16 protein-coding genes and 1 tRNA gene are annotated in these 16,669 nt (G+C 70.5%); 11 read left to right on the top strand and 6 right to left on the bottom strand.

Annotated features, from left to right (window positions below):
• The first annotated feature begins 14 nt into the window (after positions 1 to 14).
• The 6 genes from P696_RS44645 to P696_RS0110760 all read left to right on the top strand — a co-directional run bounded on the left by P696_RS44645 (position 15) and on the right by P696_RS0110760 (position 6,716).
• Positions 15 to 2,231, top strand: coding sequence for an FtsK/SpoIIIE domain-containing protein (locus tag P696_RS44645; RefSeq protein ID WP_245627600.1), 2,217 nt, complete (start codon positions 15 to 17; stop codon positions 2,229 to 2,231).
• Positions 2,232 to 2,373: 142 nt separating this feature from the next.
• On the top strand, positions 2,374 to 2,643 hold the full coding sequence (locus P696_RS0110780; protein WP_051467291.1) for a hypothetical protein: 270 nt from the start codon (positions 2,374 to 2,376) through the stop codon (positions 2,641 to 2,643).
• 72 nt (positions 2,644 to 2,715) lie between these two features.
• Positions 2,716 to 4,725: a YfjI family protein gene (locus P696_RS0110775; RefSeq protein WP_051467289.1), complete on the top strand. Its 2,010-nt coding sequence runs from the start codon at positions 2,716 to 2,718 to the stop codon at positions 4,723 to 4,725.
• Positions 4,726 to 4,928: 203 nt separating this feature from the next.
• Positions 4,929 to 5,126: a helix-turn-helix domain-containing protein gene (locus P696_RS0110770; RefSeq protein WP_026412350.1), complete on the top strand. Its 198-nt coding sequence runs from the start codon at positions 4,929 to 4,931 to the stop codon at positions 5,124 to 5,126.
• Between the two features lie 16 nt (positions 5,127 to 5,142).
• Entirely contained in the window at positions 5,143 to 6,390 is a 1,248-nt protein-coding gene (locus tag P696_RS0110765; RefSeq protein ID WP_026412349.1) for a tyrosine-type recombinase/integrase, read from the top strand.
• Between the two features lie 74 nt (positions 6,391 to 6,464).
• Positions 6,465 to 6,716, top strand: coding sequence for a hypothetical protein (locus P696_RS0110760; protein ID WP_026412348.1), 252 nt, complete (start codon positions 6,465 to 6,467; stop codon positions 6,714 to 6,716).
• Positions 6,717 to 6,808: 92 nt separating this feature from the next.
• On the opposite strand, the gene P696_RS0110755 is transcribed toward P696_RS0110760, so the two are convergent.
• The 6 genes from P696_RS0110755 to P696_RS44640 form a co-directional block, all read right to left on the bottom strand.
• A complete protein-coding gene (locus P696_RS0110755) occupies positions 6,809 to 7,318 on the bottom strand; it encodes a hypothetical protein (RefSeq protein WP_026412347.1) in 510 nt (169 codons plus the stop codon).
• A gap of 406 nt (positions 7,319 to 7,724) precedes the next feature.
• Positions 7,725 to 7,812: transfer RNA gene (locus P696_RS0110750), tRNA-Ser, on the bottom strand.
• 10 nt (positions 7,813 to 7,822) lie between these two features.
• The gene (tadA, locus tag P696_RS0110745; RefSeq protein WP_026412346.1) at positions 7,823 to 8,260 is read right to left on the bottom strand and encodes a tRNA adenosine(34) deaminase TadA; all 438 of its coding nucleotides are present in this window, start codon (positions 8,258 to 8,260) and stop codon (positions 7,823 to 7,825) included.
• Between the two features lie 111 nt (positions 8,261 to 8,371).
• A complete protein-coding gene (locus tag P696_RS0110740; RefSeq protein ID WP_026412345.1) occupies positions 8,372 to 8,809 on the bottom strand; it encodes a tRNA adenosine deaminase-associated protein in 438 nt (145 codons plus the stop codon).
• Positions 8,810 to 8,899: 90 nt separating this feature from the next.
• Complete coding sequence (locus tag P696_RS0110735; RefSeq protein WP_026412344.1) at positions 8,900 to 9,385, bottom strand: tRNA adenosine deaminase-associated protein; 486 nt, start codon at positions 9,383 to 9,385, stop codon at positions 8,900 to 8,902.
• A gap of 275 nt (positions 9,386 to 9,660) precedes the next feature.
• Entirely contained in the window at positions 9,661 to 10,059 is a 399-nt protein-coding gene (locus P696_RS44640; RefSeq protein ID WP_034484119.1) for a hypothetical protein, read from the bottom strand.
• A gap of 980 nt (positions 10,060 to 11,039) precedes the next feature.
• Between P696_RS44640 and upp the strand changes: the two genes are divergently transcribed.
• From upp to P696_RS0110705, 5 genes are all read left to right on the top strand, one after another.
• Positions 11,040 to 11,678: a uracil phosphoribosyltransferase gene (gene upp, locus P696_RS0110725; protein WP_026412343.1), complete on the top strand. Its 639-nt coding sequence runs from the start codon at positions 11,040 to 11,042 to the stop codon at positions 11,676 to 11,678.
• Positions 11,679 to 13,751: 2,073 nt separating this feature from the next.
• Positions 13,752 to 14,009 (top strand): hypothetical protein, encoded by a 258-nt coding sequence (locus P696_RS0110720; RefSeq protein WP_026412342.1) that lies wholly within the window; start codon positions 13,752 to 13,754, stop codon positions 14,007 to 14,009.
• A 170-nt stretch (positions 14,010 to 14,179) separates the two neighbouring features.
• Entirely contained in the window at positions 14,180 to 14,338 is a 159-nt protein-coding gene (locus tag P696_RS55770; RefSeq protein ID WP_157429615.1) for a hypothetical protein, read from the top strand.
• Positions 14,339 to 14,346: 8 nt separating this feature from the next.
• A complete protein-coding gene (locus P696_RS0110710) occupies positions 14,347 to 14,874 on the top strand; it encodes a PH domain-containing protein (protein WP_026412341.1) in 528 nt (175 codons plus the stop codon).
• A 345-nt stretch (positions 14,875 to 15,219) separates the two neighbouring features.
• On the top strand, positions 15,220 to 16,656 hold the full coding sequence (locus P696_RS0110705; protein ID WP_026412340.1) for a helix-turn-helix domain-containing protein: 1,437 nt from the start codon (positions 15,220 to 15,222) through the stop codon (positions 16,654 to 16,656).
• Positions 16,657 to 16,669: the final 13 nt, after the last annotated feature.

Below are 16,669 nucleotides of genomic sequence, written 5' to 3'. Positions count from 1 at the left end.
GCTTCCCTGAGCCCATGGCCGAAGTTGTCCGCCTGCCGGTCCGTCACACGGACGACGAAGCCCCGGACGCTCCCGAGGCTGGCATCCCGAACCTCCCCGGAAGCGGTGAGCCGCCGTCCCGTCCGCGACGGTTCGACCGCGTGCTCGGCGACGACCAGGGCGACGCGAACCGCGCGGTCTTGGAGGGGCGCGTCCTGGTGGACGCGCCCGACTCCGGCCGCCGTCCCGATGTCCGGGCCCGGCGTGCCGAGGCCGAGCGCGCGGAGCGTCGTCCGATCGTCGCGCCGTGGGTCCGTGACCGTGATGAGGCGTCCGCGACCGTCCGGTGGGCGCTCGGCTACGCCGGACACGTCGCCGGGTACCACGCCGCTCGCGTCCCGTTGTACGGCTTCAGGCTCACGGTCCGTTCGCCCCGCGGCTTGTTCCGCGTGGTGCGCGGTACGTGGCGGTGGACGTTCGACGCCGAGGGCATGCCGCTCCGCACTCACGCCGTGGACCACAACGACATTGAGGCGTACCTCAAGCTGGTTCGCGAGCGGAACGACCGCGTCCGCTGGCGGCGCCTCATGGCCCTGACCGGAGCCGCCGGCGGAGGGCTCGGCATCGCCGCCGTGGCCGCCGCCGGAGGCGTCACGCAGGCCACCGTCTTGGCCGCGCTCGTTCTCGTCCTCGGCTGGATCGGGACGCCGGAGTACAAGCGCGTCCTGGACGTCGCCGTTGTCGAGCACAAGGCACCCAAGCTCACCTCGGAGGTAGTCATCCGGGCGCTCGGCGCCCTCGGTATCGGCGAGATCAACAAGGCCATGGCCAAGGGCGGCGGCGGGATCACCTTCCCCGCCCCGATCACCCGGGACGGTCCCGGCTGGCGCGCGGACGTGGACCTTCCGTACGGGGTGACGGTCTCAGACATCATGGAGCGCCGGGACCGCCTAGCCTCGGGCCTGCGCCGTCCGCTCGGGTGCGTGTGGCCAGAACCGGCGAACGAGCAGCACGCGGGACGCCTGGTCCTGTGGGTCGGCGACCAGGACATGAAGAGCATCAAGCCGCCCGCGTGGCCGCTCGCCAAGTCCGGCCGCACCGACCTGTTCAAGGCCGTCCCCTTCGGCACCGACCAGCGCGGACGCCCGGTCACGCTCACGCTCATGTACGCGAACGCCCTCATCGGCGCGATGCCGGGAGCAGGCAAGACCTTCGCTCTCAAGCCCCTGCTCCTGGCCGCTGGGCTGGACCCCACGGCACAGGTTCGCGTGTTCGAACTCAAGGGCACCGGAGACCTGGACTTCGCCGAGAAGTACGCCCACCACTACGCGTCCGGCGCGGACGACGAAACCAAGCGCGCTTGCCTCGCTTCCCTCAACGAGGTCTACGCCGAGCTTGAACGCCGCGCGAAGACCATCGCAAGCCTGCCCAAGGACGTCCGGCCAGAGAACAAGGTCACGCCCGAACTCGCCGCCAAGCGGTCTCTCCAGCTCTTCCCCCTGGTCCTCGCCATTGACGAATGCCAGGAGCTCTTCGCCGACGATGAAGTCGGGAAGGACGCCGGAGAGAAGGCCATCGCCATCATCAAGCGTGGCCGCGCGCTCGGCATCATCCTCCTGCTGGCCACGCAGCGCCCGGACAAGGAGTCCCTCCCGACCGGCGTCTCCGCCAACGTCGGGCTCCGGTACTGCCTGCGCGTCATGGGACAGACCGAGAACGACATGATCCTTGGCACGTCGATGTACAAGAACGGCGTCCGCGCGACCACGTTCACCAAGCAGGACAAGGGCATCGGCTACCTGGTGGGCGAAGCCGACGACCCGCAGATCTGCCGCTCGTACTACATCGACGGTCCGGCCGCCGATGCCATCGCCGCCCGCGCCTGCGCAGTCCGCAAGGCGATGGGCACCCTGACCGGCTACGCGGCCGGAGAGGACACCACCCCGGCCAACGACCAGGGCACCAACCTCTTGGAGGACGTCCTCGCCGTCCTGGCCCCCGGTGAGGACAAGCTCCACTCTCAAACCATCGTGGACCGCCTCGCCGAGCTTCGCCCGGTCACCTACGGCGCATGGGCCGACCTGGATGGCAAGGGCAAGGCGACCCAGTTGTCCAACTCCCTCAAGCCGCACGGCATCGCCACGCCCCAGGTCTGGGGACAGGACGAGACCGGCAAGGGCCGGAACCTCAAAGGCGTCCACCGCGAGCACGTCCTCAATGCCCTGGACAACACCCGCACCCGGAGCCGCTGACGCTCCGCGACCGCCTCTAGGTCTAGAGGCCGCCCTCTCTAGACCTAGACCCCCCTCTAGAGCCCTATCCGCGCTCTGACCAGCGATCTAGCGACTAGACCCCCACCAGCGCGAACCTCTCCAACCGGTCAGGAGGACTCCTTTGTATGCCCTCATCGCCGCCTCTAGCCACCACTCGTCCAGCCCCGGAATCTGGTTCCTGCTCCTCCCCGCGCTCACGGTCGGCTACCTGATCCACTGCGCGATCTACCCGTTCCGGCCGTGCCGTCGCTGCGACGCCGGACGGCTCCGCTCGGCCTCCGGCAAGGCGTGGCGCTACTGCCGCCACTGCCAGGGCACCGGCGGACAGCTCCGCATCGGACGCCGCGTCCTGACCGGCCTCAAGACCACGCGCGACCGCGCCAAGAAGTAGCCGTCCGGGTGCCGCCTTCGGGCGGCATCCGCACCGGCCGCCCGCACCCCGCCGCATCCTCCGGAGGCCACCGTGAACACCACGCCCTCACTCCGCCTGATCATCGACAGCGCGGACGCCTCACCCGACGGGGCCGACTTCATCCGGCCCCTGCCGCACAGCATCGAAGCCGAGCAACACGTCCTCGGCTCGGTCATGCTCTCGGCCGTCGCCCTCGGCGAAGCCCGCGCCCTGCTGGACGGCTCGGAGTTCTACCGCCCCGCCCACACCCAGATCTGGGAGGGCATCCTCAGCCTTGCCGACCGGGGCGCACCTTGCGCCCCGGTCGCCGTGGCCGCCGCCATCGGGCCGCACAACCTGGCCAAGGTCGGCGGAGCGCCCTACCTGCACACGCTTATCTCGCAGGTCCCGACGACCGTGAACGTGGCGCACTTCGTGCACATGGTTCGGGATCTGGCCTATGCCCGGAAGGTCGTCGCCACGGGCACGCGGCTCGCCCAACTCGGATATGCGTCGTCCGGCGACGACATCGCCGAGCTGCGCGCCGCCGTGGCGACCGAGGTCACCACCGTCACCGCACCCGACACGCGAGGGTGGCCGGCCCCGGCTCCGCTGTGGGGCGGAGCGTCCGACGACCTTCCCGCGTTCCCGGTCTGGTCCTTCCCCGGCTGGCTCGGTGACTACGTGTCCGCGCTTGCCGAGGCGACGCAGACTCCGGCCGATCTCGCCGGGTCGCTCGCCCTCGCGGTCCTGGCGGTCGCCGCAAGCGGGAAGGTGTGGGTGCGAGGAACGACTTGGACCGAGCCGACCAACCTGTACACGGTCGTCGTACTCCCTCCGGGCAACCGCAAGTCCGAGGTCTACAAGGCCATGACCGCACCGCTCAAGGCCGCCGAGTCCGACCTCATCCGCGCCTCCGCGCCGCTCATCGCCGAGGCCAAGCTTGCCCGGAAGGTCGCCGAGGCTGACGCTGAGAAGGCCGAACGCGCCGCCATGAGCGCCGGGGATGAGATCCTCCGCGCCGAACGTCTCGCCGAGGCCCAGGACGCCGCGCTCCGCTTGGACGAGACCGTCATCCCGGCCGAGCCGAGGCTCTTCACCGCGAACGCGACCGTCGAGAAGCTCACGTCGATGTTGGCCGAGCAGGGCGGGCGCTTCGCGATCCTCGCCCCCGAGGGCAAGATCTTCTCCATCCTCGCCGGACGCTACTCCGGAAGCCCTGATCTTGAGGTGTTCCTCTCCGGCCACGCCGGAGAGGAGATGCGCACCGACCGCATGGGCCGCGAAGGCGAGGACATCACCGCCGCGACCCTCACCCTCGGTGTCTGCATCCAGCCCGGCGTTCTGGCCCGCCTCGGCGAAACCCCCGAGTTCCGCGAGCAGGGCTTCCTGGCCCGCCTGCTCTGCTCGGTCCCCAAATCGCTTCTCGGATTCCGGCGTGCCGACCCCGACCCGGTCCCGGCCGCCGTCCTGGACACCTACGCGACCAACATCAAGGCCCTGGTCCTGTCCCTGGCTGACCTGAACGAGCCGCACACGCTCCGCTTCACCCCGGAGGCCGAGGCCGCCATCATCGCCCTGCTGCGCGATACCGAGGAGCGGTTCCGGCCCGGAGGCGACCTCGCCCACATGCCCGACTGGGGCGGCAAACTCGTCGGCGCCATCCTCCGGATTGCCGCCCTGCTCCACCTCGCCGAGCACCTCCGCACCGGCTGGGACCGCCCGATCACCCTCGCGACGTTCACCAACGCCCACCAGATCGGCGAGTACTTCACCCAACACGCCCAAGCCGCCTACGACACCATCGGCGCAGACCCCGCCGTCGCCGACGCCCGCGCCCTCCTCGAATGGATCCGGCGCACCGGCACCGAACGCTTCACCGCCCGCGACGTTGTCCAGGCGCTTCGGTCCCGCTTTGCCAAGGTTGCCGCCACCGAGCCCGGACTTCGCGTCCTGGAGTCCCACGGTTGGATTCGCCGCCTCCCGGCACCGCCGCCGCGCAAGGGTGCGGGCCGGACGCCGTCCGTCGCATTCGAGCCCCACCCCGACGCCTTCGGAGACACCCCCGAGGCGTCCCGTTGACCGCGCCCCGGACACCCCTCGCCGGGTCCTACAACGCCGCAACGGCACAACAAAATACACAGAAATCGATTGTTGTGAATTTTGTTGTGCCGTTGCGCCGTTGTAGACCCCCGCCGCGCTGACCGCCGACGTCCGCCACGGTGCCGCGCCGTAAGGCACCGGAACCCGCCGCCGCTCACCTCTGGAGGGTCCCAGTGACGACCATGACCACCGCTGACGCCGACCTTCTTCTCACGGTCGAGGAGGCCGCCCGCCGCCTCCGGATCGGCCGAACCCAGATGTACGCCCTCATCACCTCCGGCGAGGTCCCGAGCGTCACCATCGGACGCTTGCGCCGCATCCCGGCCGAGTGCCTCGCCGCCTACGTCTCCGGCCTCCTGGCCGCCGTCCAGTCTCGCTGATCAAGGAAGGTTCGCCATGGGCCGCAGCGCCAACGGAAGGTCCAGCATCTACCTCGGGAAGGACGGGTACTGGCACGGTCGTGTGACAGTCGGGGTCAAGGACAACGGCCAGGCCGACCGCCGTCACGTCATGGCCAAGACCAAGGCCAAGGTCACGAAGAAGGTCAAGGACCTGGAGGAGCTTCGCGACAAGGGGCGGGTGCCCAAGGCGGGGGAGCGCTGGACCGTCGAGAAGTGGCTCACGCACTGGATCGACACGATCGCCGTCCCGCCGAGGATCTCGGAGAACGCCCACTCCGGATACCGCGTGGACGTCGAGAAGCACCTCATCCCCGGCCTCGGCGCTCACCGCCTGGACAAGCTCGCGCCGGAGCACTGCGAGAAGCTGTACGCCAAGATGCAGGAGGGGCAGGGACTCTCCGCCGGGACTGCTCACCACGTCCACCGCACCATCCGGAACGCCCTCAACGTGGCCGTCAAGCGCGGGCACCTCAGCACGAACCCCGTGCTTCTCGCCACGGCCCCGAAGCTGGACGAGGAGGAGCCGGAGCCGTACGAGATCGGCGAGATCAAGAAGCTTCTCAAAGTCGCCGAGGAACAGCCGCGCAACGGTGCCCGCTGGGTGTTCGCGCTCGCCCTCGGGCTCCGTCAGGGCGAGGCCCTCGGCCTCAAATGGGAGGACGTGGACCTCAACACGGGCATGATCCGGATCAGGCGAGGCCGTCTCCGCCCCAAGTACGCCCATGGGTGCGAGAACGGCTCCTGCGGTCGGCTCAAGGCAGGCTACTGCCCCAAGCGTCAGGAACTCCGGGCGGAGACCGGCCGCACCAAATCGAAGGCTGGACGGCGCATGATCGGCCTGCCTGCTCCGCTCCTGGAACTCCTCAAGCGCCACAAGTCCAAGCAAGAGGCGGAGTGTGCCGAGGCACGCCAACTCTGGAAGGACAAGGGGTACGTCTTCGCGAGGCCGGACGGGGAACCGCTCAACCCCTTCACCGACTATCACGAGTGGAAAGACTTGCTCGTGAAAGCCGAACTCCGCGAGGCCCGGCTCCACGACGCCCGCCACACCGCTGCGACGGTCCTGCTCATCCTCGGTGTCCCGACGCCTACGGCGATGGCCATCATGGGATGGTCGAGCGCGTCCATGGCCAAGCGCTACCAGCACATGAGCGACGCCATCCGGAACGACGTCGCATCGCGCGTCGCGGGTCTGCTCTGGGAGCCTGCGGAGGACCGCGATGACTCAACCGACGATGGGTAGCAACGCAACTGCACTGGGTAATGGTTGGGGTGGATCGGATTCCCTTCCGACCTGGATCCCGAGGGGGCTCGGCCATGACAGTGACCACGACCGCGATCAGGGCCATGGCCTGGCGGGCGGCCAGCGCCGCCCTGTTCGCCGGTGTCGCCGTGCTGGCCGGGGCGGGAACCGCGCTCGCCGCCCCCGCCGACACCAGTCTCGCTCGGCAGCACATCACGGCGGCGATGTGTCTGGGCGGAGGCGGCATCGTGCAGCCCACAGGACCGGTCACGGGCCTGTGCGTCGGCGGTGTTTACAACGGCTACGTAGTCAGTCTTTCCCGCTAGCCGTCGGCGCGGAGGGCGCTGGCGCGACCGGGGGCGGGTGCGCCTCTCGGCGCGCAGGTCGGTGTGCCTGCGCGCCGAGATTGAGAACGGGGTTAGACGAAGCGCCACTTCTGCCGGGGTTCGCCGCCGCGGTCGGCCACCACTACCCGGTAGCGGCCGGGCTGCTCCTCCCGCAGCGTGACGGCCTTGGTGGGGTCGCCGGGGAAGAAGTAGCCGTCCTCGGCCCGCCACTGGGTCTGGCCCTGCTGTCCGTGCCCCTTCACCGTGACCTCGTCGTAGCGGCCGTGGATGTTCAGCTCGGCGGCCAGGGCGTAGGCGGTGCGGATGTCCTTGGCGCAGTTGACCAGGTGGTAGAACTCCAGGCCACGGGAGTTCTTGCGGTCGTCGAAGTACCAGCGCTCGTAGTTCTTGCCCGAGGGCTCGGTGGCCAGGCCCAGCACCTGCTTGCCGGTGTGGCTGTAGTGCACCGTCTCCTTAGCACCCTCCAGCCAGTCGGTCTCCTGCTGCGAACCAGTGACCCGGTCGCCGGGCAACGAAGCCAGATACAGGCCGGTGTCCTCGTTAACGATGCAGAACTCCCCGTCGGGGAACCCGTTGGACATCTGCTGCTCTCCTCACATGTGGGGGTGGTGCCTGGCCGCGCTCAGTTGCAGAAGCTGCGACCGGAACGGGACCCCACGCATTTTAACTATGAGTAGCAGATTGATTACGTTATGCCAGTGTCTGGAAAGAGTGCGAGAACTGTGGCGACGCGGACCTGGACCTTCACCAGTTCGACCGAGGCACACCATCTCTGGGGTTTGCCCACTGCCGTCGGCGCGCGGTGGTGCTCCGTGCTGCGCCGGAGCGCGGCGTCACTGAGGTCTGGGTGTCCATGCCGTCGCGGGCCCGGCCGGGCGAGCGGGAGCGCGGAAGGCAACTGAGACTGAAACTGAGACTAGGAAAACGCCGAGGGCGGCACCCGTAGGTGCCGCCCTCGGCGTTTGGCCAGGTCATAGGCCATCTAGATGGCGGTGGCGGTGGGATTCGAACCCACGGAAGCTTGCACTTCACACGCTTTCGAGGCGTGCGCCCTCGTCCACTAGGCGACGCCACCGCGGAAGAGCCTACCGGACTCTGCGGGATGCGAAGAACTCGATTAGGGGGGCGGCGCACTCCTCGGCCAGGACGCCGACGATCACCTCGGGACGGTGGTTGAGGCGGCGGTCGCGGACGACGTCCCACAGCGAGCCCACCGCACCGGCCTTCTCGTCGATCGCGCCGTACACGACGCGGTCGAGACGGGCCTGGACGGCCGCGCCCGCGCACATGGTGCACGGCTCCAAGGTCACCACCAGCGTGCAGCCCGAGAGCCGCCACGAGCCGAGCGCGGACGCGGCCTCCCGCATCGCGACGATCTCGGCGTGCCCGGTCGGATCGCAGGTCCGCTCACGGTCGTTGTGGCCCCGTCCGAGGACGTCCCCGTCCGGGCCGAGGACCACCGCCCCCACCGGCACGTCTCCGGCCCGCGCAGCGAGGCGCGCCTCGTCCAGCGCGAGGCGCATGCTCGGTTCGTACTCGCGCGCGGCCTCGTCCGTCGCCGGGATGCCGAACTCCACGTCCCCTCAACTCCTGTTCACGCCGTGCGCCGCACGGCACGGCGTTCGCGGGCGTCGTCAGTCACGGAGCCGGTCGAACTCCTCGCCGAAACCCACGCGCTCGGCGATCGTCAGCAGCGCGTCCCCGGGCAGGACGCGTTCGCCCAGCTCGGCGAGTTGCTCGGAGTTCACGCCGAGATCGGTGAGCAGGGACGCGTCGCCGGACGGATCGCCGTCCGGGGCCTCGCCAACGAGGGGCTGGAACAGGGCCGCGAGCCGGTCGTCGCGGACGGCCGACACGTACGCGCGCGGCTCGTCGTCGCCGTCCAGCCGGACGATCGCGAACCAGTCGTCCTCCTGCTCGGCCAGCAGCACGACGGCGTCCCCGTAGGACTCGACGGCGGCCTCGCGCAGCTGGTCGGCGATGTCGTCGACGCTCTCGGCCTCGGCGAGGGCGGCCTCGGTCCCCAGCCAGCCCTGGGGCGTCCTGGCGAACACGGCGGCGAAATGCGACACCTGTTCATTGTGGACCACGACCTTCGACCGGTCACACCCCCGGGCCGTCCGCAGCGGAACGGACCCGGACGGATCGGGCGGCGGGAGGCGTCAGGCGACGGCGTCGAGGGCGCGTTCGAAGGCGGCGGCGAAACCGAGGCGACCGGCGATGCTCAGCAGCATCTCGTCCGGGTACAGCTCGAGGTCGCCGGAGATCGCGCCGAGCTCCATCTCGTCCAGGCCCAGGTCGGAGAAGATCGACATGTCGCCGACGGGGAGGACCTGGTCCAGCTCCTCGTCCTCGGGGACGGGGATGTCGAGGTACTCCAGGACCTGCTGGGCGAGCGGCCAGTCCACCGAGGCCGTGACGTCGGACAGGAAGACCATGTCGTCGTCGCCGAGCAGCCGGATCGCCACGAAGAAGTCGTCGCCGACCGAGACCAGTCCGATGGTGCCGCCGAGACTCGGCTGCTGGCGGAGGGCGTGGATCAGCCCGTCCAGGTCCTCGGTCAACGCCACCGGGAGGATCTCGGCCTCCCAGCGCGCGTCCTCGCGGTACACCACGACGGCGAAATCCGCCGCGTCCACATCCGTCATGTCCACCCCACCGGCGCGCGTGTCCTGCGAGGGCTGGAGCACGGACGCGCCCCGGCCCCTCGCGAACCCCGCCGCCGTGCCGGGCGGGGTGCCACGGCGTCCGGCCGGACACCGCGCCGTCCGAATCTACTCGATCCGGCCCCGCCGGATGTCTCGGATGGCCACCCGGCCCCTACTCCGTGGAGGTTCGAGCGCCCGGCGGGGACGCCGGGACCCCGCCGAGCCTCGAATTCCACCGGTTTGATCAGGTGATACGGCGCAGCGCGCGGCAGGGGTCAGCCGAAGAAGCGGAACGTGCGGCGGCGGAGCGCGGCGTGGATCTGCTTGCGCCGCGCCCGATGAGGGGTGACCCGTTCGCGCAGCTCACGGGCCTCGGCGAGCTCCCGCAGGAACCGCGCGCGCCGACGCAGCCGCTCCTGCGACTCCTCCGGGGTGAGATGCAGCACCCCCGCCTCCTGGGCGCCCGCGGCCGTCGGCCGCGACGCGTCGTCCCCGTTCTCCCCGCCGTCCGGACGGGGGGACGAGGAGGCCGCGTCGAGGTCGTCCTCGTCCGCGTCATCGTCGGCCGCCGAAGCCGAGCGCGCCCCGTTTCGCCAGACGACGCGCTTGGTCTCCGAACGTCTCCTGCGCTCGGCGCCGAGTTCCAGATCCAGATGGGCGACTTTCCTGGCCATGACCCCAGGATCACCCATTCCGGACACTGCACCTGTGTGCCATGACTCACGCCGGGCCGCTGAGGCACCCCGGCCGCCGGGCTCGCCCCCGGGCCGGGGATCCGCCTCGCCGACCACAGAAACCCCCTCCGACCAGGAGTTCCCCCCATGGCTCCCGGCAAGGTCACCGACCTCGGCATCCGAACGCCCGCTCGCTCCTTCCTGAGACCTCCGAGCCATCTCGGTCTCAGCCCGCGGCGAATGCTGCACCGGCACGTTCGCCGCCCCCGCACTCCGAGCGTTCCGGCCAGCCCCCAGGCCCCGAGCGCCCCCAGCCCCCTGCTCAGAGGGCAGGCCCTCCCCAGCCCCCTCCTCGGACCGCCGCACACTCCCAGCCTTCCGCTCGGCTGGCCGCGTGCCCCCGATCTCCTGTCTGGCCGGTCCCGCGCTCCCGACCTCCTGCTCGGACGGTCGCGCGCTCCCGACCTCCTGCTCGGACGGTCGCGCGCTCCCGACCTCCGACTCGGATGGCCGCGCGCTTTTGGCCTCCTGCTCGGACGGCCGCGTACTCCCGACTTCCGACTCGGATGGCCGCGCGCTCCTGGCCTTCTGTTCGGATAGCCGCGTACTCCTGGCTTCCCGCTCCGGAGGTCGCGTGCTCTGGGCCTCCTGCTCCGGAGGCTGCGTGGGCCCGGTCGCCTGCTCGCGTGCCGGACGGTCCGACCCGGCGCGCGCCGGGCCTCGATGCGCTTCGACAGGTGTCCCCGGACTCTCCGCGACGGCCGGGTCGTCCACGTTCCAGGTGGCCGCTCCGACACGCACCCGCGGGCTCTCCTTCCCGCAGGGCGGGTCAGGGGCGGGCTCCCGGACGGGCCGGGAGCCGCCTCTCGGGCGGACTTCACGATCGCTGTCCATATCGCCATGGTGCCCAGCGGTTCGGCGTCCTATCCGCAGGCCGGGCGCGATCTGATCAGCCATCCGGGGTCGGCTACCGTGAACACATGCAGACCCTTGCCGTCGACCACCCGCTCGTCGCCCACAAGCTGACCACGCTGCGGGACGTGCGCACCGACTCGCCCACCTTCCGCCGTCTGGCGGACGAGCTGGTGACCCTTCTCGCCTACGAGGCGACCCGGGACGTGCGGGTGACCGACGTCACCGTCCAGACCCCGGTGGCCGAGGCCCACGGCGTCCAGCTCGCCAGCCCGAAGCCGCTGGTCGTGCCGATCCTGCGGGCCGGTCTCGGCATGCTCGACGGCATGACCCGCCTGCTGCCCACCGCCGAGGTCGGCTTCCTCGGCATGATCCGGGACGAGGGCTCGCTCCAGGCGCAGACCTACGCCACCCGGCTTCCGGACGACCTGTCCGGCCGCCAGTGCTACGTCCTCGACCCGATGCTGGCCACCGGCGGCACCCTCGCCGCCGCCATCAAGCTCCTGCTCGACCGCGGCGCCCGCGACGTCACCGCCCTGTGCCTGCTCGCCGCCCCGGAGGGCCTGAAGCACCTCGAGGAGGCCGTCGGCAGCATCGACGCCCCGATCCGCGTGGTCACCGCCGCGATCGACGACCACCTCAACGAGCACGGCTTCATCATCCCCGGCCTCGGCGACGCCGGCGACCGCCTCTACGGCGTCGTCTGACCCACCAGCCCAAGACAACGTCACACCCCTGAGCCCCGCGCCGTCCCCCACAGCCACACGAACCGAGGGGACGGCCGGCTCTCCCCTCAAGCGGCAACTCCCCAGACCCCAACGCCGCCCCATCCCGGATTCCGGCCCCGCGGGACGTCGTCTGCCACGTCCCCAACGTCGGCAAACACCGACCGGCCACCTCGCCGACCACACCCGCAGCCTGCGAAGGCCCCCGCAGCGGACGCCCAGTAGCGAAAGCCCACCAGCCGAGCCCACGCGCCAGGCACCAGGAACAGAAGCAGCGCCGGAGCCCTCACCAATCCCGCCCCAACGCCCACTCACCAGCGCCCACTCACCCACCCGGCCACTCCTTCCGGGCCACGCCTACGCAGCCACGCTCCCCGGCCACGCCTTTCGGCCACGGCCGCCCACTCGGCGGGGCCTGCGCACCCAAGTCCACTCCTCCTGGGCACGCCTGTCCGGCTGCGCGTGCGCGGCCCCTCCCCTTGGGCACGCCTGCGCGGCTACGCCTTGCCCGGCCACATCTCCCGGGCCGCGGATCCCCGGCCACGCCTCCCGGCCACGCCTCCCGGCCACGCCTCCCGGCCACGCCTCCCGGCCACGCCTCCCGGCCACGCTCCCTGGGCCCGTTCGCCTGCTCGGCTGCGCCCGCCCGGCAGGGTCTGCGCGCCCACGTCCGCCCGGCCACGCCTTTCGGGCCATGCCAGCGCCGCCACGCCTCTCGGGCCACGCCTGCGAGGCAGATGCCAGGAGCAGAAGCAGCGCCGCGACCTTCGCCAACCCGCCCATCCCACGATCGCTCGCCAACGCCCACCCCGACGCCCACCAGGTCGCTTCTCCCGAGCCGCGTCCGCCCGGGCCACGCCTGCCCGGCCACGGCCCCTGGCCACGTTCGCCCGGCTGCGCCTGTCCGGCCACGTTTCCCAGGCCGCTCCTCCCTGGCAGTTCGCCCGCTCAGCGGAGGCAGCCCGGCGGAGCCTGCGCACCCACGTCCGCCTGGCAACGCGTCTGCACGGCCGCGCTCGCCCGCCCGGCTGGTCTGTGTGGCCACGTCTGCGCGCCCAGGTTCGCCCGGCAACTCCTCCCGCGCCTGCCCGGCTGCGCCTGCCCGGCTGCGCCTGCCCGGCCATGCCTGCACGGCTGCGTCTGCCCGGGCCGTACGCCTCCGGGCACGTTCGCTCGCCTGGCCACGCCTTGCGGCTGCGCCTGCGCGGCTGCGCCTGCCTGGTCACGTCTCCTCGGGCGCGTTCACCCGTCCGCTACGCCCTATGCCCCGTCCGCCCGGTTGCTCCTCCTGGTCCACGCTCGCCTTGCCACGCACACGCGGTCACGCTTGACCGCCTACGGACGCTTGCTCGTTTTTGCGAGCCGGTCGGTTTGCTGAACTTGGACTTGGGGTGTTTGCGCCGCGCGCAAAGCCGCGGATGTTCGCCTTGCTAACGCCGCGAGTTGTGCGCAGGCCCAGGTGGTTCGGTTGTCGCGGCGGTGCGTAGGTCCGGGCGGTGCTTTGGGCCGCGTGGGTGGGGTGGCGTTGCCTTGGTCTTGGTAATCGGCTCTCAGGCTCGGTCGCGGGTGATGGCTCAGGGGATGGCTGTGAGCGTGGTTGGGGAGATGGGCCCGTGGCCAGCATCCGCTGCCGTCGTGGTTGAGCACGGTCGGTGGGCTGTGGTGGACGGGCGTTCGGTCTGTGGGGACTTCGGCGCGACTGCGGTTCGGTGGTCGTTGAGAGCGAGGCATTGCCTATGCCAATCCTTCCTGCGCCGCTCAAAACGTGTTCCGCTTCTCTGGTTCTGCTCTGGGAGGCGGGCATTCGCGCAGAGGCGCTGGGCTGGGCTTGAGGGGGAGGGGCGGTTGGCCACGGCTTTAGGCGGGGCGGCTGTGTCAGGCGGGGGGTGTTCGGTCGGGTCTCTCGGGGTGTTGGTGATCTTGTGTGGTTCGGGTTTTGGTCACCATGGGTAGTAATGGATTTACGGAACGTCGAGGGGCGTTCCTCTCCGCCGCTTCGGCACAACGGGGACGGTTCAGGATCGGGGCAGGGGGAGCGAGCTTGGGGGATGCGTCATGGCTCAGCGTCCGAACTCCGAACCGCCATTCGGCGAGATCGGCGAGCGTCTCGCCCGCGAGTTCTCAGGTGTGCACGACGGACGGACCGTGGAGCGGTGTGTGGCCGCGGCGCGGTTCGGGGCACTCGAGGTGACCGGCGCGGCGTCGCCGGATTTGGTGGAGCGCGTCGCGCGCAAGCACCTTCAGGTGCTCGCCGTCGTTGCCGCCGAGAAGAAGCGCCGTTCACCGCGCACCTCACTGGGCAACACCCCCTGACCCTTCCGTCTCCGTCGTCCCTCACCCCACAGAACGAACGGCCGCCCCGAAACGTTGGGGCCATGTTCTGGTGACACGGCGGCGGAGGCGTCGCGCGAATGCTTTGCCGGGCCTGGACGCTGTGCGAAACTGACCGAGGGTCTGTGGGACGTCCGCTCAGGGAGGCATGAGTGCCCGCCAAGAAGTACGTCGCCTGGGCAGCCGCCGCGGTCGCGGTGGTCTACCTCGTGCAGCAGCCCGACGGCGCGGCGCGCGCGGTCGCCCGCGTCGCCGACGGGCTGACCTCCGCCGCGGACTCCCTGGCCACCTTCCTCGACGCGCTCGGCTGAGGTCTCACATGCGCCTGGTCACGCCCGGTGACTCCGCTCCGGCTTCGGTCAACAAGTACCTGCTTCCGCACGAGACCCAGGTCATCACGGTCCGGCGCCATCCGGCCGTGCTGATGCTGCCGGTCGGGCTCGTCCTCGGCGGCCTGATCCTCGCCGGGGTGCTCAGCAACACCCTCGCCAGCGACGCCGGCACGGTGATCAGCTGGATCTGGTGGGGCTGGCTGATCCTGCTCGCCTGGTTCGTCTGGCGGGTGGCCGAGTGGTCGGTCGACTACTTCGTGATCACCAACCAGCGGATGCTGCTCACCACCGGCCTGATCACGCGCAAGGTCGCGATGATGCCGCTGGCGAAGGTCACCGACATGAGCTTCAAACGCACCGTCGCGGGCCGGATGCTCGGGTACGGCGAGTTCGTCCTGGAGTCGGCCGGTCAGGACCAGGCCCTCTCGGCCGTCCCGTACCTGCCCTACCCGGAGCAGCTGTACCTGGAGGTCTGCGAGATGATCTTCCCCAACAAGAACGCCTCCGACGACTGATCTCTCGAGTGTGATCTACATCACACGATGACCTGATCGGGTCGGGCCGCAGCCCTGGGTGGACGGGGCGACACGCGGTGTGGCGTGCGACTTCTCGACGGCGGGCACGACGATTCCCACGCGGGACGGCCGATCGGGGCGGGCCCGGCGAGGTCTCGCGGTCGTGGTACGGCTTCCGTGCGCGGCGTCCGTCGAGCATGATCTACTGGGTTGAACCGTTATCACCGCCAAAGCCGTATCTAGGGACGACTGGGACCGCTTCGTTACTCTCGACGTGCGATAACCGACGATGTGCAATTATGTCGGAACCCCAGCCGCCTGTTTACTTCCGCTAAGTGAGTGCTCATGCCGGGTCCAGGCAACGTCGGGGAGCGCGTCCGCAACCTGCGGCTGACCAGACGCTTGTCGCAGGCGCAGCTCGCCGGACACGACCTCTCCGACAGCTATATCTCGTTGATCGAGTCCGGCAAGCGGACTCCCACACCCACCGTCCTGCGGATGCTGGCCGAGCGACTCGGCTGCACGCCCGAGTACCTCGCCGAGGGCGTGGAGCCCGAGCAACGCGCCCACCTGGAGGTTCGCGAACGCCACGCGCATCTGGCCCTGCTGGCCGGTGACCCGCGAGGCGCCGCGTCCGTCTTCGAGGACGTCATCAAGCGCAGCGACGACCCGGACCTCACCGCGCGGGCGCGCGAGGGACAGGCCCACGCGCTCGAGCGCCTCGGCCGGGTCGACGACGCCATCGCCCTCTTCGAGGAACTGCGTGAGCAGGCCGAACGCGACCCCGGGCGCACCAGCTGGCTTCCGCCCGTGATCGCGCTGGCCCGCTGCTACCACGCGGTCGGCGACCTCGGCCAGGCCATCGCGCTGGGTGAACGCACCCTCGCGCGCCTGGACGAACTCGGTCTCGAGCGCGGGCACGAGCGGATCGAGGTGGGCCGCATGCTGCTGCTCGCCTATGTGGACCGCTCGGAGTTCGAACGGGCGCACGCGCTCGGACGGACGCTGCTCGCAGCCGAAGAGGCCGGACGCACCGGGGACGGCGCCACGCTGAGCGCCTGCTACCAGAGGGCCAGCGTCAACGCCCTCGACCAGAACGCGATCGGCGACTCGCTCTACTTCGCTGATCAGGCCCTCTCCGCGCGTGGGGAGGGCACTCGTCCTCGTGCGCTCGCGCGTTTGGACCTCGCTGCCGCGAAGGCCCTGTTGCGCGGTGTCCCGGCGTTCTCCTCCGAGACATCGGTCCGGGAGGACATGCCGTTGGGCGCGTCCCCTGCCGCAGCCGAAGAGGCTCTGCGCCTCCTCCAGGGTGCGGAGGACCTGGAAGGCGCCGAGGTCACGGAGCGCACCGTTGAAACGGCACGTGCGCTGGTGATCCTCGGGCAGCCCGCACAGGCGATCTCCGGTCTGGAGGAATTCCTCGAAACCGGCATGGCTCTGGCTGCGCCCCACGAGGACGGCCTCAGCACCCTTGGCCCGCCACCGGACACCGATTTCGCCGCACGGACGCACAAGGTGGCGCAGGCCCGCCTCGTCCTCGCGCGCGCACGAGTGGCGCAGCAGGACCCGAAGGCCGCGCTCGTGGTGCTTCGGGCCGCGTCCGTGCAGCTCGACGAGCTTCCGGCGAGCCGCGCGTCCGCACGTTTGTTCCACGAGCTGGGGGACCTCTTCCAGTTCGCGGGCGACACCTTCGCCGCCACCACGGCCTACCGCCGGGCGCTCGAAGCCGTGGGTCTCCGTGCGGCCCGTCCTCGCACCGCCCCCTGCGACATCGGAGTCTGATCCGCCGCGACAT

It is taken from the genome of Actinomadura oligospora ATCC 43269 (assembly GCF_000518265.1).
GTDB lineage: Bacteria > Actinomycetota > Actinomycetes > Streptosporangiales > Streptosporangiaceae > Spirillospora > Spirillospora oligospora.
Note: the sequence above shows the minus strand (reverse complement) of the source record. Positions and strands in the feature narration are given on the sequence as shown.

Coding starts and splice junctions, on each gene's coding strand:
- P696_RS44645 (WP_245627600.1), top strand. CDS start 15: ATGGCCGAAGTTGTCCGCCTGCCGGTCCGTCACACGGACGACGAAGCC.
- P696_RS0110770 (WP_026412350.1), top strand. CDS start 4,929: ATGACCACCGCTGACGCCGACCTTCTTCTCACGGTCGAGGAGGCCGCC.
- P696_RS0110765 (WP_026412349.1), top strand. CDS start 5,143: ATGGGCCGCAGCGCCAACGGAAGGTCCAGCATCTACCTCGGGAAGGAC.
- P696_RS0110760 (WP_026412348.1), top strand. CDS start 6,465: ATGACAGTGACCACGACCGCGATCAGGGCCATGGCCTGGCGGGCGGCC.
- P696_RS0110755 (WP_026412347.1), bottom strand. CDS start 7,318: ATGTCCAACGGGTTCCCCGACGGGGAGTTCTGCATCGTTAACGAGGAC.
- tadA (WP_026412346.1), bottom strand. CDS start 8,260: ATGCGCCTCGCGCTGGACGAGGCGCGCCTCGCTGCGCGGGCCGGAGAC.
- P696_RS0110735 (WP_026412344.1), bottom strand. CDS start 9,385: ATGACGGATGTGGACGCGGCGGATTTCGCCGTCGTGGTGTACCGCGAG.
- P696_RS44640 (WP_034484119.1), bottom strand. CDS start 10,059: ATGGCCAGGAAAGTCGCCCATCTGGATCTGGAACTCGGCGCCGAGCGC.
- upp (WP_026412343.1), top strand. CDS start 11,040: ATGCAGACCCTTGCCGTCGACCACCCGCTCGTCGCCCACAAGCTGACC.
- P696_RS0110720 (WP_026412342.1), top strand. CDS start 13,752: ATGGCTCAGCGTCCGAACTCCGAACCGCCATTCGGCGAGATCGGCGAG.
- P696_RS0110710 (WP_026412341.1), top strand. CDS start 14,347: ATGCGCCTGGTCACGCCCGGTGACTCCGCTCCGGCTTCGGTCAACAAG.
- P696_RS0110705 (WP_026412340.1), top strand. CDS start 15,220: ATGCCGGGTCCAGGCAACGTCGGGGAGCGCGTCCGCAACCTGCGGCTG.